Origin of the sequence: Shewanella marisflavi, from assembly GCF_002215585.1 — a bacterium.
Taxonomy (GTDB): domain Bacteria; phylum Pseudomonadota; class Gammaproteobacteria; order Enterobacterales; family Shewanellaceae; genus Shewanella; species Shewanella marisflavi.
In genome coordinates this window covers 665,144-690,381 of record NZ_CP022272.1, presented here as the reverse complement: position 1 = coordinate 690,381, position 25,238 = coordinate 665,144, and the positions used below count along the sequence as shown (strand labels likewise).

Below are 25,238 nucleotides of genomic sequence, written 5' to 3'. Positions count from 1 at the left end.
TGTTACTCGCTGCTTGCATCCGGTGCATCGCCGCCAAGGACGGTGCTGTAAATCGCACACACACGATCGGCATGCTCCTCGACCTGCTCCACCAAAAGCTGACCCACCTCGCCTGCCAACGTCAACCTATGGCTTTCATCGCGCAGATAGCAGTAGGCCTGAGTCAGGTGTTGCGCGCTAAGGTGAGGCAAGAGCTCAAGCTCAGACAACACCTCGAAAATACGTACATTATCGGACCAGATAGCCAACTCCGGATGCTCATGAGTATTGGCCAGCACCAGATACTGGGCGATAAACTCGATATCCGCAATCCCGCCTGGGCTATGCTTGAGATCGAAACGGCCCTCATCGACTTTTAACAGGTGGGTGCGCATCTTCTGACGCATCTCACGCACCTCTTTGGCCAGCAGTTCCTTATCCCGAACAATGGCCAACACATCGGCCCTCAACTCACTGAAACGCCCTGCCAGGCGATTATCACCAAACAGAAAACGCGCCCTGACTAATGCCTGATGCTCCCAGGTCCAGGCCTCTTCACGTTGATAGCTACCGAAATATTCAATTTCACTCACTAAGAGCCCTGAGGCGCCAGAGGGGCGCAGTCGCATATCCACCTCGTAGAGTTCCCCCGACGTGGTACGGGTCGAGAAGAGATGCAAAATACGCTGAGCCAGCTTGAGGTAGAAGTGGCCGATATCTATCGGGCGATCGCCGTTAGTCTGTAGAGCGTCAGGGTACTTGTCACGGGTGTAGTCGTGTAGAAACACCAAGTCCAGATCTGAGCCATAACCCAGCTCCAAGCCACCCGCCTTGCCGTAGCCGATCACGGCAAAGCCCATCTCCTCAGGAGCCAGATAGGGCGGCACGCCGTGACGCTTGCTTACCTGCTGCCAGGCGTGGAGAACCACCTGCTCGATAATCGCCTCGGCAAGGAAGGTCAGATGATCGCTCACCTGCATCACGGGCAATACACCGGTTACATCGGCGGCGGCAATCTTAAGCTGCTGTGACAACTTAAACTGACGCAATGCCTCCATCTGCTGTTCCATATCCTCTTCGGGCACCCGCAGCAGGTATTGACGCAGCTCGCTGGGATAATCATCAAGAGACGTAGTGTCATAAAGCTGGGCCGGATCGATCAACTCATCCAGCAGCATAGGGAACTTAGCCAGCTGCTCGCCAATCCAGGGGCTAGCCATACAGAGACTCACCAGCTGTTGGCGCGCACCGGGATTTTCAAACAAGAGTTCAAGATAGGTGGTGCGGGTCAAAATCTGATCCAACACCTTAGTCACTGGGATAAAGGCCTTAGTCGGTGTCGGCAGCAGAATAAGCTCCTGCAACAACCAGGGCATTAATTTATCTAAGGTTTCCCGGCCGCGGGGGCCTATGGTGCGTTTGGCGACAGTGGCGTGCCAAGACTTGAGGGCGGGCCAAAGCGCCTCTTCTTCCACACCATGTTCCTTGAGCAAGGCTTCGGCGTCTTCATCATCAAACAAGCTCCACAGCTGAGCCGTCCACAGCTCGGCCACCTCATCGCTCTCCTGGCCTCCCACTGTCTCCTTGAAGTAGCGATGGATCTTCGCCATCGCCGCCTCAATATGGGTGCGCAGCTCGGCCTCGCTCGCCATACCTAGGGCATAGCAGAGGCGCTGCCAATCCAGCAAGTTTTGCGGCAGAGTCTGAGTCTGTTGATCCCCTATGGCTTGCAGCAGGTTTTCTACCCGTCGCAGCATGAGATAGCTTTGTTTCAGCTCATCCACCGCCAGATATTCCAGTTGCCCCAGCTTATAAAGCGTATCGATGGCACCAAACAGGCTTTGTTGGCGCAGCGCCGGTTCACGACCACCACGGATCAACTGAAAACTCTGCACCACGAATTCGACCTCGCGTATGCCACCCGCCCCGAGTTTAATATTGTCTGTTAGACGACGGCGTCTGACCTCCTGAGTGATCAGCTGTTTCATCTTACGCAGGGATTCGATAGCAGAAAAATCGATATAGCGGCGGTACACAAAGGGACGCAGCATGTCGTGGAGTTCATCACTATAAGCGCTCCAGGGCCCCAATGCGCGGGCCTTGACCATGGCGTAACGCTCCCAGTCCCGGCCCTGCTCCTGATAATAATCTTCCAGGCCACTAAAACTCACCACCAAGGGACCACTTTCACCGTAGGGACGAAGACGCATGTCGACCCGGTAGACAAAGCCATCGACTGTGACCTGATTGAGCAGGTTGACCAGACGTTGCCCCATACGAATAAAGAACTGCTGATTGTCTTGGCTGCGGCGCCCACCTTGGGTATCGCCGTGTTCGGGAAAAGTAAAGATAAGGTCAATATCTGAAGAAAAATTAAGCTCACGGCCACCCAGCTTACCCATGCCTAAAATCATTAGCGGCTGAGGGTTCCCCTCACTGTCACAGGGAGTGCCATACTGCTTGCACATCTGGCCATAGAGCCAGTCGCGAGCGGCGATGATAAGGGCCTCGGCCAGCGCAGAGAGATCCAATAAAGAGTCGTTGAGTTCTGCATAGCCCAAAAAGTCCCGCCAGGCGAGACGCACCATCTGGCGATTACGGTATCGCCTGAGTATCGCCTTTACCTGCTCCTCATCTTCGGCGCCAGCCAAGATAGAATGCAGCTCTGTGCTGAAGCAATCGCGAGCGACATTGGCTAATTGCCCCTCGAACAGGCTAACAATCCAGTTGGGATGACGGCATAGCTGCTCGGCGACAAAATCGCTGAGACCAAAAATGGTTCTCAGCTCACGGGTCTGCTCCGGGGTCAGCTGTTCGGAAATATCCGGCCAGGACTCGACGAGGCGCTGCCAATGCTGCTCGGCAACCTGATTGACTTCATGGGGTAACGCTTGCTCACTCATGTTTTCCATCGCCAGAAAAATCCTTCAGCCTTAAACGGTCGACATATTATGTCATCGATGATATAGATAAGGTGTCAATGCAACTAAGCGGTAATCATCTTGGCATAAAATTGTCATCAATATTACTTGGGGGTATTAAAGATGGCTTTTTATCTTGCCCTACAGGTTACTATAACTCAGGTTACCGCTATATTATGCAAAGAAGTCGCAGACTGATCACTCATTTATCAGTCTCAATCTTAACTAATTTTATGGAGAAAACATGGCAGTGATGCTAATGCGTGTTCTCGCGCTGACCCTGGTCTTTGCCTTGACCGGATGTGGCGACGACAGGCCAGAGAAGATCGCCAAGTTTCAGCAGCTCGCCCAAGCAAGGGTCGACAACTTAGGCCAGATGCTCGACGGCGGTGAGCTGCGCAACGCCAACCTACTCAAGCAGTACGCCGATATCCTCGCCTCGCAAAAGCCCGATGTAGCACCTCTGTTGCAGGAGCTCTCCAAAGACGCCAGCAGCCAAGGGCCTATGTACAGCTCGCTCAAACGGCGTCTGCAAGAGCTGGGTAATGAGAGCAACTTTGTCGATCTGGATCAGCAGCTAGCCGAGGCGGAAAACCTCTATCAGGCCGCCGACCCTAGCCTGTTTAACGATATGCTGTCAGATCCGGTCAATGTAGTGGCCGACATGTCAGGTGGCGCCTTAGCCAGGGTAAATGCCATCAGCCGAGAGGCTGATATTCTCGCCAACGGCGGCGAAGACTTTGGCGCAGGCAGTCAACTGGTGGGAAACCCAGCCTATGGTAGCTGGCAAACCGGTAGCAACGGCATGTCATTCTGGGCCTGGTACGGCATGTACTCCATGTTTTCCAACTTGATGCGCGGCCCCGTCTACTACGACAGATGGTCGAGCCGCCGTAACTACAGCTACTACAATGACGTCGGTCGCTATCGTTACACCTCACCCAAACAGGCCAGTGCACAGAACCAGACCTATGAGCGCACTAAGAAGCAGTTCAACCGTCAGGGAAAGCAATTCGACAGCCCCTATGCCAAGTCTCGCTCAGGTTCCACCAGCTTGTCGCGTCAGAGTACCTCTACGCCTAAGGCAAGCACGGCAGGACGGGCAAGTAGCGGCAGTAAGTTCCGCTCAAACTACTCTAAGAACAGTAACTTCAGAAACTCCAGCAGTCGTACGACGCGCGGTGTTCGTCGGGGCAAATAAAGGATATTAAGATGACATTTTTTCAACACTACGGCCTGACCCAGGAACTGGCGATCATCTTGGCCATCGATCTGACCATCGCCATCATCTTGCTCACCGCCATGCGTTATATGCAAGGCTGGACCATTAAAGTCAACAGCACCCATGAACTGTCCGAGCGCGACAATTTCGCCTTCGGTATCAGTACCGCTGGCGCAGTGGCTGGCCTGGGGATTGTGCTCACCGGGGCAATCACAGGTGAAGCGGCCCAGTCCTACATGATGGAAGCCATCGGCATGAGTGCCTATGGTATCTTCGGCCTTATGCTTATCAAGCTTGGCCGTTTCCTGCATGACAAGGTGGCACTGAACGAAATTGATAAAAACGCCATGATCTTAAAGGGCAATATCTCGGTCGCCATCGTCGATGCCACCGCCGCCATTGCCACCGCCATCATTATCCGCTCTGTGCTGCTATGGGCCGAAGATCTCACCCTGGACACCTTTATCGCCATCTTCAGCGCTTTTGCTATCTCGCAGCTGATGTTAGTGCTACTTACTCGCCTGCGCGAGCGCAGCTTTGCCAAGCGCCATGGTGACACCTCTATGCAGACAGCTTTGGCCAAGGGGCATACGGCACTGGCCATTCGCCACAGCGGCTATATGCTCGCCATGGCCCTAAGTTTCAATGCCGCCAGTCACTTTATCGTCTTTATGCCGACGGCCTATGTCACCAACATCATCGGCTGGCTAACCTTCTCGGTGATCATGCTGGTCGCACTTTCGCTACTGCTGGCCTTAGTGAAAAAACTCGTGCTGGCCAATATTAATCTTGAAGATGAGGTCGAGCAGCAGCACAACGTGGGGATCGCCACCGTCGAGCTTGCAATCTGTATCGCCATCGCCCTGATACTCACCAGCCTAATGGCCTAAGAGCCAAACGCTTAATGCAATCGACAAACACTACAACGCCTGCACCTGCAGGCGTTAAATCATTAAGCTGGTTCGATGATCTCCTGCTGTTGGGGATCATGGCGGTGCTGGCTGGCTGCGGCCTTATCTACGAATATCTGCTCTCCCATTATGCCGGGCGCATATTAGGGGCATTAGAAGCCGCCATCTACACCATGATTGGCCTGATGATCGTCTCTATGGGCATAGGGGCCTTCGCGGCGCGCAAGATCCGCTGCGCCTTCACTGGCTTTGCGATGCTTGAACTCAGCGTAGCCCTGTGTGGCGCCCTGGCGATTCTCATTACCGCCGCCGTCATAGGTTTCGGCCAGCAACTACCTATCATCATCGCAAACACCATAGGTTTGCCGCCTGATCAGCTGCCTCAAGGGGGTTTCATCGGCACCTTGCAGAAACTGAGTGAGTACCTGCCCTACGTCTGGGGGGTACTGCTGGGCCTGATGATAGGCATGGAGATCCCACTTATCGCTAGAGTGCGACAGTCCTTGTGTGACCAACACCTGCTGCACAACGCGGGCACCATCTACGGCGCAGACTATATCGGCGCCGGCGTGGGGGCGGCGATTTGGGTACTCTTCATGCTGGCGCTGGATATCCAGCTGTCGGCTGCGCTCACCGCCAGCTTTAATCTGCTGGCCGGTTTTCTGTTTATCTGGCGCTTCTGGTCTAAGATCCGCTTTGCCAAACTCTTACTCGTCGGGCATCTGATGGCCACAGGCATCTTGTTAGTGCTAGCCATTCATGGCCCCAAATGGGATCAGGCGTTCAACAACCTGCTCTACAAGGATAAGGTGGTCTACGCTAAGGCGACCCGTTTTCAGCAGCTAACCTTTACCGAGCGTTTGCGGGGTAATCACCTGCCGCCCGTCTACTCCCTCTATATCAACGGCCGCCTGCAGTTTTCCAGCCAGGATGAACATATCTACCACGCCTTCCTGGTTCATCCGACGCTGGCCGCCAGCGCGCGTCATGACAAGGTGTTGATCATAGGCGGTGGCGATGGTTTGGGCCTAAGACAGGTGCTCGAGTGGCAACCCAAACAGGTGACCCTGATGGATCTTGACGCCGATCTGGTAAAGCTCTTCAAAGAGGGCGACCCAGAGATGCCTGAGCGGCTCGCAAATGCCCTGCTGCAACTGAACGGTAATGCCTTCGAGGATCAGCGCGTCGAAGTACTGATAGACGATGCCTTTAACGGTGCCGACAGGCTGATCGGGCGCGGCGAAAAGTATGACGCCATTATCGTGGATCTGCCCGATCCCAGTCATCCTGATCTCAATAAGCTCTATTCGGATCTCTTCTATCGCAAGCTCAAAGAGCTACTAAGCGCCGACGGGGCGATCTCAGTGCAGTCGACCTCCCCCTACCATGCGCCGCAAGCCTTTATTTCAGTGGGTAAGACACTGGAGGCCGCGGGCTTCAAGGTGCAGCAGTATCATCATAATGTGCCAAGCTTTGGCGAATGGGGCTGGAGCCTGGGCACAATAAAGGGCCAAGATGCCAGGCAGAGGCTGTCGAGCATGACGCAACTGCCCGTAGACGATCCCTGGCTTACACCAGGGCTTATCAAGGCAGCCTTTGAGTTTCCTAAGAATTATTATGACGATGCAGATAAAGTGAAAGTCAACGATATCGGCTCCATGCACCTGTATCGTTACCATCAACGTGCTTGGTCTGAGAGTGAAAACCTAACCCTAAACTGATGGAAAAATGGAACGGGAAAATAGCGCTTGACATATTATGTCGCAGTGCTATCTTTAATCGCAGACATAATATGTCAAAGAGGATAAATATGAACATTCACAACATTGCCAACCATCTCAATGAACTTGGCGACAATAGCCATACAGGCTTTCAGTTCGATTGCTACCCCATAGATGGTGACGTCGAAGTACTGCAAGTCAACATTGTGGGGCGCGAAGAGATCCCTGTGTTTGTATCGGTAACGGACAACCAAATCCTATGCATCAGCTACCTATGGGGCGAAGACGAAGTTAAGCAAGAACGTCGCAGCGAGATGTTTGAAACCATGCTCGAACTTAACATCCCTATGCCACTGTCCTCCTTTGCTAAGGTCGACGATAAATATGTGGTCTATGGCGCCTTGTCTGTGCAATCGAGCATGTTAGAGATAGAGCAGGAGCTGTCAGTTTTATCCGACAACTGCCTGGAAGTGATCGACGAACTCGCCGATTTCTTAAAGTAACAGCGAACCAATTTAGTCATGTAATGGCCCTCATCAAGAGCCGTGCCGTTACCCCAAAAGGAGTCATATTATGGGCATACTGAACAAGATCCTCACCGCATTTCGCGGTGGTGCCACCGAAGTTGGCCAGAGCATTGTCGACGCCAACTCAACACGCATCTTCGAACAGGAGATCCGTGACGCCGAGAAACACCTGACTAAGGCCAAGCGCGAGCTGACCGACGTCATGGCCAAAGAGATGCAAGCCAGCCGTGAGGTGGATCGCCTTAAGCGCGCCATCGCCGAACATGAAGGCTATGCCACTCAAGCGCTCGAAAAAGAAAACGAAGCCTTGGCACTAGAAGTTGCCGAGAAGATCGCCCAGTTAGATCAAGAACTGGCCGAACAGCAAAGCGCCAATGACAGCTTTAGCGCCCACGCGGCTCGTTTGAAAGATCTGGTGCGTAAGACAGAGCGTCAGTTGGCCGATTACCAACGCCAGCTCAGCATGGTCAAGACCACTGAAAGCGTGCAGAAAGCCACGGCGACGATCACAGACTCTTTTGCCAGCAGCAACTCTAAGTTGCTCAACGCCAAAGACTCTTTAGAGCGTATCAAGGCGCGCCAGCAGCAGTTCGACGACCGTCTCAAGGCCGCCGAAACCCTGGCCGATGAGAACAGCGACAAGTCGCTACAGGCCAAACTCGCCGAGGCTGGCATTGGCGAACAGAAGTCCAACGCCAATGCGGTATTGGATCGCCTCAAAGCACGTAAATAACACCTGCTAAATCAACCAATAGCACCTTGCGGCTCTGCCCAAGGTGCTTTTATACCTATAACAATATGTAAGTGATCATAAATAGCGCAGGAAAAACGCTTGAGAACAAGGCAGGACTTTTTGATAACGCATTATTTTACAATCAAAAAAGTAACCCAGTTATCGAACGTTTAAAAAGCTAGAAAGATCAATTATTTATTACGATTGGTATTCACCATTATTCATCGCACGAGGTCGCAAATGGGGTTTTTAAAAGGGCTTTTTGGTAAGAAAGAGGCGCCAAAACGCCAGCTCGATCACCCGAATCATTTACAAAAAGGCGATATTATCAGCCTGGATGACAGCTTCGCCCTGCCCGAGCAACTGCGCGGTCAACAGCTGAGGGTCGAAGGCGTCAACACCTACGAATATCAGCGCAAACAGATCTGCGAATGGGTACTCAAGGGACACGGCAGCGACACTCTCTGTCTCTCATTAGATGAAGACGACGAAACCTATCTGGCCTTCTCGATCAAACTGCCCCGCAGCCAGGTGGAGCAGATCTTCGATCTAGACGCCTTTAGCGAGATCTTCGAAGAGGATTGTCACGCCGAACTCGAGGTTAAAGAGACTCCATCTAGCCTCACGGGCTGGCTTAGCGAGCGCTATCATCAGATTAATTTTGCCCAGTTTGGCTACTTCCACCGAGCCGATTATCGCGGTATGCGTCCACCTCAAGATGAGGGACACACATCGGGCGAACCCTTCGAGAGCTATCTACTACTGGACGAAGATGAAACCCGCGCCGTCGAAGTCGAGGTCTATGAGGGTGGCGACACAGACGTTAGCCTGACCCTCTATCGCCCCTTGAGCGATATTCGCCAATATTGGCCAGCGCAGCTATAAACAACACAGGGCGGCGCCTACGCCGCCTTATCAGAGAGAGCCATAGCACTCTAAGGTAAGCCAATGACCAAGAATAAAAAATTGCTTCCCGAACAGTGGCAGCAGAATCAAAAAGCCGCCAAGGCTACTCAGGTTGCTTTCGATCTGGATGAGAAGTTTCAGTACTCTATTCGCAAAGCCGCACTGGATGCTGGTGTCAGCCCCTCGGATCAGATCCGCAGCATCTTAGGGCTCGCCACCACTAAACGCCCTAAGCGTCCGAGGCTCACTGTCTCCCTCAGCCCGGAAGATTACCAGTTACTCGCAGACAAATATGGCTTATCTGCCGATGAGCAGCTAGAAATAAAACGTCGTGTATTGGATGACCTGGTTCATTTTGTCGACGAAAACGAATAAGATCATGAATTGACGTTATTCATAGGCGACTCCCCGTGAGGCTAACCTTGGATGCCACAGCCTAAAAGGAATCGATTTCATGGCCGATAAAAAGCGCTGGTTACTGCCAATAGACCGCACCCCCACGCCCTTCGAATTGGCGATGATGCTACTGTCATTGCTATCGGTCATCGTAGTGTTAATGCTGACCTTCGCCAAGCTGGAAGATGAGACGCGCCGTCTACTCTTTTTTATCGATACCAGCATCTGCCTTATCTTCATCACTTATTTTTTCGTCAACCTGTTTCGTGCCGACAATAAACGCGACTACTTCAAACACCACTGGATCGATCTGATCGCCAGCATTCCCGCCATCGAAGCCTTGAGGCTAGCCAGATTCTTCCAGATCCTGCGGGTGATCCGCCTGATCCGCATGACGCGCTCCATCTTAATTCCTCTGATGCGCCAGCGTCAGGAGGCGACACTCGCCAGCCTACTGGTGGCCATGGTCACTATTCTCACCCTCTCCTCTGTCATGATCTTACTGGTCGAGAGCGGTGCACCCAATGCCAATATTCGCACGGCAGAAGATGCCATCTGGTGGGCCATGGTGACCATCTCCACCGTAGGTTATGGCGACTTTTACCCTGTGACCACCATAGGCCATTTCATCGGCGGTTTGGTAATAATCTGTGGCGTAAGCTTCTTTGGGGTGATTTCAGGTTATATGGCCTCTATCTTCATCGCCCCCGACAGCAAACAGCAACAGGAAACCCATAGCCAGCAGATGCGCGACGAGTTGGAAGTTGTGCTTCACAGGATGGAAAAGAATCAAGAGACACTGCTCGAAGAGATAGCGATCCTCAAGCAACAACTGGATGAGAAAGGTAAACCATAACAGGCGACTCCCATGCGAAAGTCGCCCATCTCTAAGGCATCAGGCCATTAGCGCCAGTAGGGCTGAACCTTCAGCGCCGAGCGGCGCGAATGCTCCATGGCAAACAGCAGGCTCTGCTCCTTGTTGTCCAACCAATCACCTATGTCACGCCCCAACTGTGTGGCAATCTCTCGCAAACGGCGGTAAGCGGCCAGGGTACGAATACCCAATACTAAGTCCTGCCATGGCGCCCGAAACTGATCCCGCGGTTTCTGCCGATAAAGCTCGCCATAGGCCACGCCCACAAAGATGCTCTCATCCAATGCCTTGGCAAAAGATTGATAATCTTCGCTGCTTAGCTCCGCATTAGATGGCATCAGCTCGACAATTCGCTGCCAGGAGGCTTCTTGCAGGGTATCGGCAAAGATCTGCAGACTCTGCAACTCATCGATCCGCACCTGTCCGGCATTGATTGCCATCAAGAGGCTCACCAGACGCACCTGCAGATGACCATAGGCCACATCCATCAACATGGCATCTATCTGCTGCGGGATCGCCATCTCACTCAGCTGCAAGTTCACCGCATCGAGCAGCCCCTCAGGCTCGCTCAGATTACCCAGCAAGGCGCCATCGTTATCTAACAGCTCACACAGGCTCAATCCCGGCTCGACGAAATCTAAGTGCGCCTCAACGGCAGCAAAGGCCTGTTGAAGGGCATCATCTAACAGGGAAAATTGCTCTAGAGTGCAGCGCAGCAGACGAATACAAGCCCGCAATCGATAACCCAATAGCGGCAATTGTGCCCTGGCCTCGCGGGACTCGAGTAGCATAGCTTCCAGCTGCTGCCAACGATCCAAACCGGTTTCCAGTAACGTCACCAGCGCCTGTTTCAGCGAGCCGCCCTGCGGCAGCGCGATAAACTCTAGGGTCTCAAGCTGCAAAGGACTGGCCATGGCCGCCAGACGATAGCCACGCTGCGCCTTACTGGCACGACCTAAACGCGCAGGGATCTGTTCGGTGACACGAGAGGCGAGACTCAGTAGCGCCTGGGCATCACCGGCCAGAAGTTCAAATTCCAACTCACAGAGAGGTTCGCTGATGCCCTGCGCCGTAATACTGCCGATATCCAGCGCCACTTCCACCAGACTCTCATCGATATAGATATGCCAACTCATACGGGTAAAATCGGTATCGAACAGGGACACCAGGCTTGCCTGCACCGCATCGATGTCGGCGCCTTGTGGCCAAATCGCTTGCGGAAAAAGCGATAAATTCACCTTTGCTTGATCGATATCAATATTGTACTCGGGGCGAGAATGCACCCCGCCCACCACTGTACCTGCGGTCTTAATGGTCTGTTCATAGGTGCCGTTGCGGCCACGAACACGCAGCCCCATGTCCCACTGCCTGAGCTGCAGTTCGGGGGTATCGTAGTAGCTATTCGTTAGATGAGTTGCGCCTTTTGCATCACTATGAGGTAGACTGTTTAGCAGTGATACCAAGGCTTCGCGTTTGTTTTCGGGGAAAAATAGTTTTAACTCTATTTCGGCTTCCATTCGCCAGCTGCTCACTTTTTTGATCTAAAATTCGGAACTGTAATGAATGTGTCATTATACTTTCATGAAAATTTCACAGTGTCATATTAGTGTCACAATAGGGCACTAGTATCTCGCATTGCAGTTTATATATAACTCGTTAGAATAAAAACTGTCTGTTTTTATATAAAAACGCAGTTTCAATACGCGGACGCTTGGGTTAACATGCGCCCGCATTTTCCAACAGTGGAATAACCTAAATAGGTACACGGCAATGCCAGTAAACTCTATTTTGGGCGTGTTTGCAAAATCGCCAATTAAACCATTACAAGATCATATCGACAAAGTGCACGACTGCGCCTCGATCCTTGTACCATTTTTTGAAGCTACTGTCGCAGGTGACTGGGACAAAGCTGTTCAACTTCGTAAACAAATCAGCCAAGCAGAACGTGAAGCAGATGAACTCAAGCGTGAGATCCGCTTAACTTTGCCCGGTGGCCTGTTTATGCCAGTTGAAAGAACTGACTTACTGGAGCTACTTACCCAGCAAGATAAGATCGCCAACAAGGCGAAAGACATTTCCGGTCGTATTATTGGCCGACAACTACTTGTCCCAGAAGCAATTCAAGAACCTTTTAATGCTTACCTAGCACGTTGCATCGATGCTGTCGCACAGGCTAAGCAAGCGATTAACGAACTCGACGACCTACTAGAAACAGGTTTTAGAGGCCGTGAAGTCGATCTCGTCGCAAAAATGATCGGTGAACTCGACAAAATTGAAGAGGACACAGACGATTTACAAGTCAAGATCCGTCGTCAGCTGTTTAGCATTGAAAATGAGCTAAACCCTGTGGATGTGATGTTCCTGTACAAGATAATTGAGTGGGTTGGAGACTTGGCAGATCTTGCCGAGCGTGTCGGTTCCCGCCTAGAGCTAATGTTGGCTCGCGTCTAAAAACAAGTTATCAAGGTATCAACATGGTTGATGTATTAATCACCAATGGCCCATGGCTGATCGCCATTGCGGCTGCATTTGGATTTTTAATGGCGTGGGGTATTGGCGCGAACGATGTCGCTAATGCAATGGGAACCTCAGTAGGTTCTAACGCGATCACCATTAAACAAGCGATCATCATCGCAATGATCTTCGAATTTGCCGGTGCTTACCTAGCAGGCGGTGAAGTAACCAGCACGATCCGTAAAGGGATCATCGACTCGGCTTACTTTGTCGACTCACCAGAGCTATTGGTCTACGGTATGATCTCTGCGCTTCTTGCTGCAGGTATCTGGCTGGTTGTAGCCTCAGCACTGGGCTGGCCAGTATCTACCACTCACTCTATCGTTGGCGCGATCGTTGGTTTCGCCGCCGTTGGTGTAAGTGCTGACTCTGTTGCTTGGAGCAAGGTATTTGGGATCGTCGGTTCTTGGGTGGTCACCCCGGCTATCTCAGGCTTTATCGCCTTTACCATCTTCCAAAGCGTACAGAAGCTGATCTTCAACACTGACAATCCGCTGGAAAACGCTAAGCGTTATGTGCCTTTCTATATGGCACTGGCTGGTTTTGTGATGTCACTGGTGACCATCAAGAAGGGTCTTAAGCACGTTGGTCTGCACTTTACCAATGTGGAAGCCTACTCACTGGCTGTCTTTATTGCCATCCTGGTTGGTCTTGGCGGCATGGTAGCCATCAAGCGTCTGAAGATGAGCAAGAGCGCCGATCGTCAAACCCAGTTTGGCAACGTGGAGAAGGTGTTCGCTATCCTGATGGTTGTGACCGCATGTTGTATGGCATTCGCCCACGGTTCTAACGATGTCGCCAACGCAATTGGCCCGCTGGCTGCAGTGGTATCCGTTGTAAATAGCGGTGGTGAGATCGCCAGCAAAGCTGAATTGGTATGGTGGATCTTACCTTTGGGTGCCTTTGGTATCGTCCTGGGTCTGGCTATCTTTGGTAAGCGCGTAATGCAAACCATAGGTAAAAACATTACCCACCTGACCCCAAGCCGCGGCTTTGCCGCCGAGCTGGCTGCCGCATCAACCGTGGTTATCGCCTCGGGTACCGGTCTGCCTATCTCAACCACACAGACACTAGTCGGTGCTGTACTGGGTGTAGGTATGGCTCGTGGTATCGCTGCGATCAATATCGGCGTAGTGCGTAACATCGTGGTCTCTTGGGTCGTCACCCTACCTGCGGGCGCGGGTCTGTCGATCATCTTCTTCTTCATGATTAAAGGGATCTTTAGCTAAGCTAAGCCCTATCATTGAGAAAAGAAAAAGGAAGCCTCAGGGCTTCCTTTTTTGTATCACATTGCAACGGATCTGTTTTGGGCAAGGTATCTGCCAGATGGCACTGATACTAAGATTAATTCCTGGTAACACTTCCCATGTTGGACTTGCAAATAGCTAGCTAAATCCCTAGCATGTGCCAATATTTCGCTGAAGAGAACTCAAAGTGTTAAGACTCCTATCTATCCTTGCAATGATGTTGCTGTCATCGTCGCTAATGGCGGCAGAGCAAACCCGTTATATCTCAGATAACGTCTACACCTTCCTCCACGGTGGTCCAGGCACCCAATACCGCATTTTAGGCAGTGTCGAAGCCGGTCAGCCCGTCACCTACCTGGGTGAGATGCAAAATGACTACGCCAAAGTGGTTGACCACAAGGGCCGCGAAGGCTGGGTCGATAGCAAGATGCTCGAATCAAGCAAGAGCTTCCGTGTGCAGCTGCCTGAAGTACAGGCCGAACTGGACAAGGTCAAGGCCGAGCTTGAGAGCGTCACTAACGAGAGCGACAGCAGCGCGCAGCTGATACGCCAGCTACGTACACAACTGGCCAGCGCCGAAGAAGCCCTAGCCAAAGCCTCGAGCGAGCGTGACAGCGCGACTCGTGAGCTGACCAAGTTAAAAAATGATGAGCGTTTCGAGCTGATGAAGCAAGGCGGCATGATCGCCGGTATTGGTGTGTTAATCGGCGTCATCCTGGTCTATCTGCCGCGTCCCCGTCGTCGCCAGAAAAACCGCTGGTAATTCTTGCCAGAAACAAACAAGCCAGGACCCAGTTCCTGGCTTTTTACTATCCAATCCAGCTCAATTCTGGGCGCCAATTAGCTGTGCTTTTATTCGCCACAGGCCCCATAAACAGTGGCCTCACGCGCCTTCTGGCCGGATGAGATCAAACAAAGGTCACATTCGCCCACACAAGAGTGTCCCTCGTCACATTTTGGATGTATAATCGGCGCGCGAAAGGCGCCAGATTGTATACAAAAATAATACTAAACGCCTGAAAACTTACCTTTTGTTCAAGCCAAAACTGTCCCTATTTAGGTCCAGGTGGAAGTGATTACTATGTTCAAAGCAAGTGAAGTTCTGACTGGTCGTTACGACTCAGCTACCCTAGATGAGCTATTTCAAGCGATCACCAACAACTATATTGTCGACGAAGAGCAATACCTCTCTGAACTGATTAAGCTTGTTCCCTCGAGCGACGACGAGATTCAGCGCATTACCAAGCGTGCTCACGACCTGGTGCACAAGGTGCGTCAATACGACAAGAAAGGACTCATGGTCGGTATCGACGCCTTCTTGCAACAGTACAGCCTGGAGACCCAAGAAGGGATCATCCTGATGTGTCTGGCTGAGGCCCTACTGCGTATTCCCGACGCCGCAACCGCCGACGCCCTGATCGAAGATAAACTTTCTGGCGCCAAGTGGGATGAGCACCTGAGTAAGAGTGACTCGACTCTGGTCAACGCGTCGACCTGGGGCCTGATGCTCACAGGTAAGATTATCACCCTGGACAAGAGCATAGACGGCAAACCAAGCAGCCTGCTAAACCGTCTGGTCAACCGCTTAGGCGAGCCAGTGATCCGTCAAGCCATGCTGGCGGCGATGAAGATCATGGGCAAGCAGTTCGTGCTTGGCCGCACTGTGCAAGAGGCGCTGAAAAACAGCACCGACAAGCGCAAGCTGGGTTACACCCACAGCTACGACATGCTGGGCGAAGCCGCCCTGACCATGAAAGACGCGCGGAAATACTTTGAAGATTACTCCAGTGCCATCGCGGCCCTGGGCGCGCAGCAATACGATGAGAGTGAGGCGCCACGTCCGACTATCTCTATCAAGCTATCAGCGCTGCACCCTCGCTATGAGGTGGCTAACGAAGACAGAACCATGACCGAGCTGTACGACACGCTCGTCAAGCTGGTCTCACAGGCGCGTAGCCTTAATGTGGGCGTCTCTATCGATGCCGAAGAAGTTGACCGTCTCGAACTATCACTGAAACTCTTCCAGAAGCTTTATAACTCAGAAACAGCCAAGGGCTGGGGTCTGCTAGGCATAGTGGTGCAGGCTTACTCTAAGCGTGCCCTGCCTGTGCTGTGCTGGCTCACCCGCTTGGCTAAAGATCAGGGCGATGAGATCCCTGTACGCCTGGTGAAAGGTGCCTACTGGGATAGCGAGCTGAAATGGGCTCAGGTGGCTGGTGAAGGCGGCTACCCGCTGTTTACCCGCAAGGCAGGCACTGACGTGTCTTACCTGGCCTGTGCGCGCTACCTGCTGTCTGACGCCACCCGCGGCGCCATCTATCCGCAGTTTGCCAGCCACAACGCCCAGACTGTGGCCGCCATTACCGACATGGCCAGCGATCGTCTGTATGAGTTCCAGCGCCTACACGGCATGGGCGAAGAGTTATATGACACCCTGCTAGCCGAGAGCGGCGTAAGCACGGTACGTATTTACGCCCCTGTGGGTGCCCATAAAGATCTGCTGCCCTACCTGGTACGTCGCCTGCTGGAAAACGGCGCCAACACCTCGTTCGTGCACAAGCTGGTCGACCCTAAGACACCGATCGAATCTTTGGTTGTCCATCCATTGACGACCCTACAAAGCTATAAAACCCTAGCCAACAATAAAATCGTTCAGCCCATCGACATCTTCGGCGCCGAGCGTAAAAACTCCAAGGGAATCAACATGAACATCATCTCAGAATCTGAGCCTTTCTTCGCCGCACTGGATAAATTTAAAGATCAACAGTGGTCTGCCGGCCCAATCGTCAATGGCGAAACCCTCAGCGGTGACACCATTGAGGTGAAGAGCCCGTACGACACCACACAGATCGTCGGCAAGGTTGCCTTCGCCAACAATCAAGCGGTAGAGCAGGCCCTGGCCAGCGCTCACAACGCCTTCGGCAGCTGGTGCTCAACCCCGGTTGAAGTGCGCGCCAATGCCCTGCAAAAGCTGGCGGATCTGTTAGAAGAGAACCGTGAAGAGCTGATCGCCCTCTGTACCCGTGAAGCGGGTAAGAGCATTCAAGACGGCATCGATGAGGTGCGCGAAGCGGTCGATTTCTGTCGCTACTACGCGGTACAAGCCAAGAAGATGATGGGCAAGCCTGAACTACTGCCTGGCCCAACGGGTGAGCTGAACGAGCTGTTCTTGCAAGGTCGCGGCGTATTCGTCTGTATCAGCCCGTGGAACTTCCCACTGGCGATCTTCCTAGGTCAGGTCGCTGCGGCGCTAGCGGCAGGTAACACTGTGGTTGCTAAGCCTGCCGAGCAAACCTCTATCGTGGGTTACCGTGCGGTGCAGCTGGCCCATGAAGCCGGTATTCCGAAAGAAGCCCTACAGTTCCTACCAGGAACTGGTGCTACCGTCGGCGCGGCCATTACCGCCGATGAGCGTATCGGCGGCGTCTGCTTTACCGGCTCGACCGTGACCGCTAAGCGCATCAACCTGACGCTGGCTCAGCGCGACGGCGCTATCATCCCACTGATCGCCGAAACGGGTGGTCAAAACGCTATGGTAGTGGACTCAACTTCACAGCCTGAGCAGGTGGTTAACGATGTGATCTCCTCTTCGTTCACCAGCGCCGGTCAACGTTGTTCAGCCCTGCGTGTGCTCTATCTACAGGAAGATATCGCCGAGCGTGTGATCGACGTGATGAAGGGCGCCATGGACGAACTGACCATAGGCAACCCAAACTCGGTGAAGACAGATGTAGGCCCAGTGATCGATGCGACAGCCAAGGCGAACCTGAACGCGCACATCGACCATATCAAGCAGGTGGGTCGTCTGATCAACCAGCTGGAGCTGCCAGCGGGTACCGAAAATGGTCACTTCGTGGCACCGACTGCGGTCGAGATCGACTCTATCAAGGTGCTTGAAAAAGAACACTTCGGGCCTATCCTGCACGTGATCCGCTACAAGGCGGCCGACTTACCTAAGGTGATCGACGAGATCAACTCTACCGGTTTCGGTCTGACCCTAGGCATTCACAGCCGTAACGAGGGTCACGCCCTGGAAGTGGCCGACAAGGTGAATGTGGGTAACGTCTACATCAACCGTAACCAGATCGGCGCTGTGGTTGGCGTACAGCCATTCGGCGGCCAAGGCCTGTCGGGCACAGGTCCTAAGGCGGGTGGTCCACACTACCTGAGCCGTTTCGTGACCGAGAAGACGCGCACCAACAACATCACCGCCATCGGCGGTAACGCGACCCTGCTTTCTCTGGGTGACAGCGAGGATTAATCTCGCTCGCTAAGCGCTCTCGTTAAGCGACAAACAAAAAAGCCAGTGGACAACCACTGGCTTTTTTATTAGCCATCACAAGGGCTAAAAGAACTAAGAATAAGGACTAAGAATAAGGACTAAGTAGACGCCTAACTCAATACCCGATTCAGGCTGGCATAATGGGCATCCTGGGCCAGCAGCGTTTGATGATTGCCGCTAATGCGGATCTTGCCCGCTTCCATCAGGTGGATACAGTCCATCTTCTCCATGGCCGTCAGACGATGGCTAATCATCACCATGGTCTTATCCTTGGCGAAATCGAGTAGCAGCGCCATGATCTCCCGCTCGGTGCGTTGATCCAGCCCCTCGGTTGGCTCGTCAAGCAGCAGCAGCGGCGCATCGCGTAGCAGTGCCCTGGCGACCCCAATACGGCGACGTTCGCCGCCTGAGAGCTGCCTACCGCCCTCGCCTATCCAGTTATCCAGCGGCTTGTCGCCTTGGGTTAATGTTCCCAGACCGACACGCTCTAACACCTCAATTAACTTGGCATCGTTAGCGTCACGCCAGGCCTTACGCTCGGCGCGGCTGCCCTCGCCCACCTGCTCAATCTGCGCCAGGGTGAGGTTATCGCGCAAGGTACCGGCAAACAGATAGATGCGCTGACTCACGACAGTCATGGCACGGCGCAGTGCCTGCTCGCTATAGGCCTCAATGGGTCGGCCATCGAGTAAGAGAGTGCCCGACTCAGGCGTCCACTCCCGGGTGATAAGCGATAGCAGGCTCGACTTACCGCAGCCGGTTTGCCCGAGCAGGGCTACCTTCTCGCCCGGTTTCACCTCAAGGCTCAGTGCATCAAGCACCTTCTGGCCCGGCTGATAACCAAAACGCACATCCGCAATAGACAGCGCGCCGCGACTCGCCGACAGGTTGGCCTCTTCCCCATAGCCAATGCTGGGGCGACGCTCGGTAATATCGCTTACCCGCTCGGCTGCCTGTACGCAGGCCGACAGGTGCTGAAACGCGCCCGCTAGCGGCATCAACATCTCGATACAGGCCAGGGTCATAAACACCACCATCGCCAGCAGCGGCCCGGGCGGTACCTTATCCCCCACGCCATCGGCGGCGAGATAACAGATCAATACCAACGCCAGACCATGGCTTAGGATCAATAACGCCTGACTCAGGGCAGTCACCGCCGTCATGGTGGACTGGCTGGCAAACAGCTTGGCCTGGGCGTCATCCAGCTCGGCCCTAAAGCGCTTTTCGGCGCCAAACAGGGTCAGTTCCGCCTGACCTTGCAAGTATTCCAGCAGCAGCACCCGATACTGACGTCGGTTCTCCAACTGGGCGATCCCCGGTCTATGGCCCAGGCGATAGAAGACCAGCGGCAACAAAAACCACAGGGTCAGCAGCACGCTACACAGGGTCAGCGCCAGCTCACTATCGAACCAAGAAAGAAAGCCATACAGGGCGGCAATCATCAGCAGCGAGGCCAGCAGCGGCGTTATCAGCCGCAGATAGAGATGATCTAGGGTGTCGATATCCGCCACCAGACGATTGAGCAGATCGCCACCGCGCAGATGGCTAAGATCTTTGGCGCTCAATGGCATCAGCTTGCCCCAGGTCCAGGTTCGCAGCTCGGTCAGCAGACGGAAGGTGGCCTCATGGGTCGCCAAACGCTCACCATAGCGGCTGGCGGTGCGGGCAATAGAGAGAAAACGCACCCCACCGGCCGGCGTGAAATAGTTAAAGGCCTGAGCGGTCGCCACACTCAGTCCCGCCACGGCGGTAGCCGACAGGAACCAGCCCGACAGAGACAAGAGGCCAATACCCGCCATCAGGGTGGTCACGCTTAGCAGCAGTCCCACCAGCATCATCAACCACTGGCGCTTAAACAGCTTGATAAAAGGCAGCAGATGTTTCATTACGCCTCCTCCTGTCGATGACACAGGTCGCTAAACAGCCCGGGCTCAGCCATCAGGGTGTGGTAATCCCCCTGTTGCACCAGCTTGCCGCCATCGAGCACCCAGATCTTATCCATCTCAACCAAGGCATCCAGACGATGGGTCACCAGCAGGCTAGTGGCACCGAGACGCGCATCAGTCAGTGCCTGCATTACCGCCGCCTCGCTATGGCTATCTAAGCTAGCGGTCGGCTCATCGAGCACAAACAGCTTGGCCGACTGCCCAAGCGCCCTTGCCAGACACAGACGCTGCGCCTGCCCCACCGAAACCCCGGCGCTCTGCTCCCCTATAGGGTGAGATAGCCCCTCTGGCTGCGCCCTTACAAAATCGCCGATGCGGGCACTGTCCAGCAACTTATAGATGGCTTCATCCGTCATCGTCTTGCCCATGGCGACGTTGTCGCCAATGGTGCCGTGAAACAGCTGCGGCTCCTGCCCCAGCCAGGCAAGGTAACGGCGATAGCTCGCCCTGTCTAAGCTGCTCAGCTCTTCGCCATTGACCAGGACACTGCCGCGATAGGATAAGAAGCCCAATAGCATGTTGAGCAGGCTGGTCTTACCCGCCCCGCTCGGCCCGACGATGGCAACCTGCTCGCCGCTGGAGATCTCAGCCGTTATCGGCCCCAGCAACACCTGACCGTCCGGGCTTAACACCTCGGCCCCTTGCAGCTTAATGCTCAGAGGAGTTTCGCTGGCAAAGGTCGTTCGCGGCGCATCAACAGCCTCATCCCCTTGGTGATTAAGCAGTTCCATCAAAGCCTCGGCGGCGCCTATGGCTTGGGCCTTGGCATGATAGTGAGTGCCCATGTCACGCAGTGGCTGATAAAACTCAGGGGCCAAAATCAGTACGAACAGACCGATAAACAGGGTTAGGCCAGCACCATAATGACCAAAATCGAGATGGTCTAAAAAGCTAAAACCGAAATAGACGGCCAGCACGGCGATAGAAACGGCGGCGAAAAACTCCAGTACCGCCGAGCTGAGAAACGCCATACGCAGCACCGCCATGGTGCGGCTACGAAACTCCTCAGAGGCACTCTCAATCGCCTGCTGCTCCCTTGCCCCTGCATGGAACAGACGAAGCGTGCCTAGCCCCCTCAGCCTATCCATGAAGTGGCCGCTGAGGCGCGACAAAGCGCCAAAGTTCTTGCGATTAGCATCGGCGGCGCCCATACCTACCAAGATCATAAACAGAGGGATCAGCGGCGCGGTCGCCAGCAAGATGATCCCAGCCGCCCAGTTGATGGGAAATACCACGGCCAATATGGTCAGGGGAATGAAGCCCGCCAGCATCATCTGCGGCAGATATTTAGCATAGAAATCATGGAGATCTTCCACCTGCTCCAGCACGATACTGGCCCAGCTCCCCGCCGGACGCCCCTTGATAAACACAGGCCCCAGCTCCACCAGCTTATCCAGTACAGTCTGACGAATACGGCTGCGCAGCAACATGCCCGCCTTAAAGCTAATGCGCTCACGCCCATAGGCCAGCGCTGCTCGCAGCACTATCACAGCAATCAGGGCGATAAACTCGCTAGTAAAGGCTTCCCGCGGCAATTTTTCGATGATCAAACCGTGAAGCATGGTCGCCAGCAGATAGGCCTGGGCCACCAGAGCAAAGCCGGTGAGCACGCCAAACAGGACAGTTAAATTAAGATAGGCGCCACAGGCCGATTTTTGCTGTTTAAGCCAGCGGCCGAGGACTTTTTCGAGGGTTTTATCCATTGAGCTCCGTGCGTTATCAGGCAGGATACTAAGTTCTATAGAAGAGTATCGCAGGCAATCGCACAGGAATAAACCAATGGGTGGGGAATTGTTAGTAGGCTCACAAAAATTGAGCTAGATCAAAAAAACTGGGAACTCAGTTTTTATCGAGTTTGGTTTTTAAGGTGTCAGGTTTGTTGGATTTTGATGGATTTCATGCAGTCTTCATGTGACTAGGTTAATGACTGTAGCCACTACTGGGGGTTGTGTTTGCTAACTTTTTGAAGGTCGCACCTTCATATCATTGGAGTTTGTTTTTCTATCGTGATTGATGCTGTAATTGCACCCGTACCATTTCATTTTTCACGGAGTACGATGTTAGCGTTTTTCAACAAGTGTTCTGTGCAATCTTCTAAAGAGGTATCCCAAAAGCTTGCTATCATGTCAACAGAGTTTACGAGTAAATCTCGATGCAATTCTGGGGAATACGATTTACTGGTAAAAGGTAAGTCCGTTTCCGTGAGTACTGAATCACGAGGCAAGTACATTAATAACTTTTGGCCACTTTTTGTTTTTAACATCTTGTGGTTAAACGAAAATTTTGCGCCCATATCTAAGAGCTTAGATGCTTGAGTTACAGAACCAGTAAACCAGTGCATTATTGGTGTCACAGAAGAACTATTGGTATGTTCTTTCAAATGACTGATAACTTTGCTCTCAGCTTTCAGACTATGAATTGATAGTACTTTGGGGTTTTCTGAATTACACATTGAGAGAATATTCGAAAATATTTTTTCTTGAGTAGGAAGGCTATCAGAAAAGTTTTTTGAACCATCTAGTCCTACCTCACCAATTATGCGTGAGTCCTCCACGTAATAGGAAAACTTTTCAAAGTCTTTTGCTCTAGACGAGATCAGCTGAGGGTGCATTCCAAGTGCAGGAATAATTCTGTCTACTGTTCCTGACACCTTCAGATTCTTCAACCATGCGAGTGGTGTTGTAGTTACACCTAAAATAGTTACATCAGATAGCTGCGCACCAGGTTCACGCCCAAAAGTAGGTAACAAGTCATAATGACAATGAAAATCGACAAGTTTCGTTTTATTACTGAGCATAATATAAATTACAAAGTTTGTTTGATAGGTACATCTTTGACCAATTCATAGACTTCATTAAGCCCTCGGCGATACATATCGGCGATAGTACTCCACTCATCTTCTACTGTTGATAATGAACCTGACTTATGGATTTCAATTGCAGGATTGATCAACCCTTTGTTTAATTTATAACCAGCAAATTGCACGGAGAGGATATCTCTTGATTCAGCATAACCTTTTCCACTTTTTCCGGACTTAATTTCCGCTTTAGCGAAATCTGAGATAGCAACATATTGAGTGTCATCTGCAACCGCTGATTTTTTAAAAGCAGCTTTTCGTATGAGGCAAGGGAAGCAATACCCGCAGTTACCATTACCTCCAGCACCGCCTAATCTTTTCGCCTTATTACCATTATCCCATCGCATTTTACCCTGTGAAGCACAAGATAGCGTTTTAAAGGCATGCTCACTTAGCAACTTCTGGTTTAAACAATCAGACATCATCTCACCTTTAGTGCTGTGCCGGTAAGGATTTCGAAGGTCGATCCCCAACTCCAGATATTTAAATATATCATTAATCTTCGACATAAAATTTGGGTGAACAGTTTTCGTACTGTTAGCTCCAATTCTGAGCGGGTCCAGTGGTACATTTAGAGCTATAAATCCGTTTTCAGGAACAACAAGTTTACAAACACCTCCAACACCAGATGCCAAATACGCCCCCATGGCTAAAAATAAAAACGATCGTGAGCGCTGACTATTCTCTGACGCGATACTTTTATGCTGATCATCAATAACTCTTTTATTAAAAGAGACATTCCCCTTTATGTACTCCTTGAAGTAATCGGGGTATTCATTTTTAAGAGCAGATTCAATTAGGTTTTGATAATTCTGGGTACCATCAGCAGTATAATGGCCCATAAATATAGTGTTATTTTTTGATTCTAGTAAATCTATGGCTCCTATAAAGCTATCTAACCCACCGGACAAGAGCGATACAGCATTGATTTGTAGCTTTTCTTCTCTATCGCATTGTAATGGCTCTAAGGGCTTTTCTTCGGGCCTTGCTCGCAGAAAAATTCTCCAAAGGTCTCCTGTCAAAAAAGACAGAATGTCTTGGATATTTCGCCTAATAGGCTCCCATTCTTGTACGTTATTAACAGGAAAATAAATATCAAATTCTCGAGTCCAGCCATCCTGAGAGTTTTCCTTCCGGCTGATACGGGTGTCCGCAGCATAAATTAGAGCTGCGAGATTGAGTAACTCGGACGCATGAATATTTGGGTCATTGATAACCTTTTTTGCCCTTTTTACAAATGCGCCTACACCATACTTTGTATTTTCATGTTTATTAGGTAATACAAGGCTTAGCAATATGCTATCAGGATTGGATAGCTCAACTGTATCTTTGGAATCAATTAAACCAACTACAGAACACCGCTTCATTATTCATCCTCCACTGATGCTAAAATTTCAAAAACCTCGGAATACAGGTTTTCTATTCCCCCCACTAACTCTTCATCTGTCAAAGACAAATTTTCTGTCGGAAAGCTAGCTATAACGTCGTCAGCTCGTCCTTCGATATAGCCACTCAATTCACTTAATGCGGCTTGTAAATTCTCCGGAGATGCCTTTTGAGCAACCAGATTATTACAGATATCATTGATTATTCTGTTGGTTACACTTTTTCCAATGAAACAACTTAGACTGGCTTTAATTTGCTCGGAAGTTATAGCGTTTAAGTCTGTTACTCCAAGTGTAGTGGTCATTTCAACCACTGTTTCAGCATAAGAAACTCTCACTACCGCATCAGGAATGCTGCTAGTTGAAACTTCACAAATTTGATCCGCCACTCTGAGTAAGAGCTGATCAGCAGACTCGTTTCCTTGTAGCGCTAAGTTAAGGTTTTTCGCTACAGCCTGAATGCCATTTTGAGCAACATCACTTAGAAAAGAAACAAAATTACTAGCAGCTCGTGGAGATGCTCCCATTCGCTTAACAGCGGAAGACTTTCCACCTGAACTTTTAACGTAACGGCTGATTCCTTTCTTCATAGAACCAGTGTTACCTGTCCTCAGATAGTCATTTATACCGCTTCTCGCGCTCTGAAACCTTCTCCCCTGCTGAGGCTTGATTTGTGGCTGTTTCAGCTGCTCAGGTTTGTTATTTTGACCATCATTTTTATCATCACCTGTACCACCGCCTTGACCTTCAAGCCAAGTGGGTACAAGAGGGTTATTACTGTTAGGCCCTGAGTTTGTCGTTGACGTTCCCATACTTC

General features: G+C 51.9%; 19 protein-coding genes. 12 read left to right on the top strand and 7 right to left on the bottom strand.

The annotated features are described in order from the left end of the window. Window positions 1-2: 2 nt before the first annotated feature. Entirely contained in the window at window positions 3-2,891 is a 2,889-nt protein-coding gene (glnE, locus tag CFF01_RS03090) for a bifunctional [glutamate--ammonia ligase]-adenylyl-L-tyrosine phosphorylase/[glutamate--ammonia-ligase] adenylyltransferase (RefSeq protein WP_408640503.1), read from the bottom strand. 253 nt (window positions 2,892-3,144) lie between these two features. On the opposite strand from glnE, the gene CFF01_RS03085 reads away from it, so the two are divergent. From CFF01_RS03085 to CFF01_RS03050, 8 genes are all read left to right on the top strand, one after another. After that, complete coding sequence (locus tag CFF01_RS03085) at window positions 3,145-4,101, top strand: hypothetical protein (RefSeq protein ID WP_033538690.1); 957 nt, start codon at window positions 3,145-3,147, stop codon at window positions 4,099-4,101. Window positions 4,102-4,112: 11 nt separating this feature from the next. Then, complete coding sequence (locus CFF01_RS03080) at window positions 4,113-5,012, top strand: DUF350 domain-containing protein (RefSeq protein ID WP_033538691.1); 900 nt, start codon at window positions 4,113-4,115, stop codon at window positions 5,010-5,012. A gap of 14 nt (window positions 5,013-5,026) precedes the next feature. Next, window positions 5,027-6,754, top strand: a complete 1,728-nt coding sequence (locus CFF01_RS03075) for a polyamine aminopropyltransferase (RefSeq protein ID WP_088903816.1) — start codon at window positions 5,027-5,029, stop codon at window positions 6,752-6,754. A gap of 89 nt (window positions 6,755-6,843) precedes the next feature. Further along, window positions 6,844-7,257, top strand: a complete 414-nt coding sequence (locus CFF01_RS03070; protein WP_033538693.1) for a YjfI family protein — start codon at window positions 6,844-6,846, stop codon at window positions 7,255-7,257. 70 nt (window positions 7,258-7,327) lie between these two features. Continuing rightward, window positions 7,328-8,014, top strand: a complete 687-nt coding sequence (locus CFF01_RS03065) for a PspA/IM30 family protein (protein WP_033538694.1) — start codon at window positions 7,328-7,330, stop codon at window positions 8,012-8,014. A 240-nt stretch (window positions 8,015-8,254) separates the two neighbouring features. Continuing rightward, window positions 8,255-8,899: a DUF4178 domain-containing protein gene (locus tag CFF01_RS03060; protein ID WP_088903815.1), complete on the top strand. Its 645-nt coding sequence runs from the start codon at window positions 8,255-8,257 to the stop codon at window positions 8,897-8,899. 63 nt (window positions 8,900-8,962) lie between these two features. After that, entirely contained in the window at window positions 8,963-9,295 is a 333-nt protein-coding gene (locus tag CFF01_RS03055; RefSeq protein ID WP_033538696.1) for a hypothetical protein, read from the top strand. Between the two features lie 79 nt (window positions 9,296-9,374). Then, window positions 9,375-10,172, top strand: coding sequence for a potassium channel family protein (locus CFF01_RS03050; RefSeq protein ID WP_088903814.1), 798 nt, complete (start codon window positions 9,375-9,377; stop codon window positions 10,170-10,172). Window positions 10,173-10,219: 47 nt separating this feature from the next. On the opposite strand, the gene CFF01_RS03045 is transcribed toward CFF01_RS03050, so the two are convergent. After that, window positions 10,220-11,707: a CYTH domain-containing protein gene (locus CFF01_RS03045; RefSeq protein WP_088903813.1), complete on the bottom strand. Its 1,488-nt coding sequence runs from the start codon at window positions 11,705-11,707 to the stop codon at window positions 10,220-10,222. Window positions 11,708-11,960: 253 nt separating this feature from the next. On the opposite strand from CFF01_RS03045, the gene CFF01_RS03040 reads away from it, so the two are divergent. From CFF01_RS03040 to putA, 4 genes are all read left to right on the top strand, one after another. Further along, window positions 11,961-12,641 carry a TIGR00153 family protein gene (locus CFF01_RS03040; protein ID WP_033538699.1) on the top strand — a complete coding sequence of 227 codons (681 nt, stop codon included), beginning with the start codon at window positions 11,961-11,963 and terminating at the stop codon, window positions 12,639-12,641. 23 nt (window positions 12,642-12,664) lie between these two features. Continuing rightward, window positions 12,665-13,933, top strand: a complete 1,269-nt coding sequence (locus tag CFF01_RS03035; protein ID WP_088903812.1) for an inorganic phosphate transporter — start codon at window positions 12,665-12,667, stop codon at window positions 13,931-13,933. 232 nt (window positions 13,934-14,165) lie between these two features. Then, window positions 14,166-14,714, top strand: a complete 549-nt coding sequence (locus tag CFF01_RS03030) for a TIGR04211 family SH3 domain-containing protein (protein ID WP_081953789.1) — start codon at window positions 14,166-14,168, stop codon at window positions 14,712-14,714. 318 nt (window positions 14,715-15,032) lie between these two features. Next, window positions 15,033-18,212 (top strand): bifunctional proline dehydrogenase/L-glutamate gamma-semialdehyde dehydrogenase PutA, encoded by a 3,180-nt coding sequence (gene putA / locus CFF01_RS03025; protein WP_088903811.1) that lies wholly within the window; start codon window positions 15,033-15,035, stop codon window positions 18,210-18,212. A gap of 131 nt (window positions 18,213-18,343) precedes the next feature. Here the strand turns inward: putA and cydC are convergent, their stop codons facing one another. From cydC to qatB, 5 genes are all read right to left on the bottom strand, one after another. Further along, entirely contained in the window at window positions 18,344-20,119 is a 1,776-nt protein-coding gene (gene cydC, locus CFF01_RS03020) for a heme ABC transporter ATP-binding protein/permease CydC (RefSeq protein WP_088903810.1), read from the bottom strand. Further along, window positions 20,119-21,882, bottom strand: a complete 1,764-nt coding sequence (cydD, locus tag CFF01_RS03015; RefSeq protein ID WP_088903809.1) for a heme ABC transporter permease/ATP-binding protein CydD — start codon at window positions 21,880-21,882, stop codon at window positions 20,119-20,121. The genes cydC and cydD overlap by 1 nt, the downstream gene beginning before the upstream one ends. A 335-nt stretch (window positions 21,883-22,217) precedes the next feature. Then, window positions 22,218-22,976, bottom strand: coding sequence for a Qat anti-phage system TatD family nuclease QatD (gene qatD, locus CFF01_RS03010; RefSeq protein ID WP_088903808.1), 759 nt, complete (start codon window positions 22,974-22,976; stop codon window positions 22,218-22,220). An 8-nt stretch (window positions 22,977-22,984) separates the two neighbouring features. After that, window positions 22,985-24,403 carry a Qat anti-phage system QueC-like protein QatC gene (gene qatC, locus CFF01_RS03005; protein ID WP_088903807.1) on the bottom strand — a complete coding sequence of 473 codons (1,419 nt, stop codon included), beginning with the start codon at window positions 24,401-24,403 and terminating at the stop codon, window positions 22,985-22,987. Continuing rightward, window positions 24,403-25,233, bottom strand: coding sequence for a Qat anti-phage system associated protein QatB (qatB, locus tag CFF01_RS03000; protein ID WP_088903806.1), 831 nt, complete (start codon window positions 25,231-25,233; stop codon window positions 24,403-24,405). Before qatB ends, qatC begins: the two co-directional genes overlap by 1 nt. Window positions 25,234-25,238 lie beyond the last annotated feature (5 nt).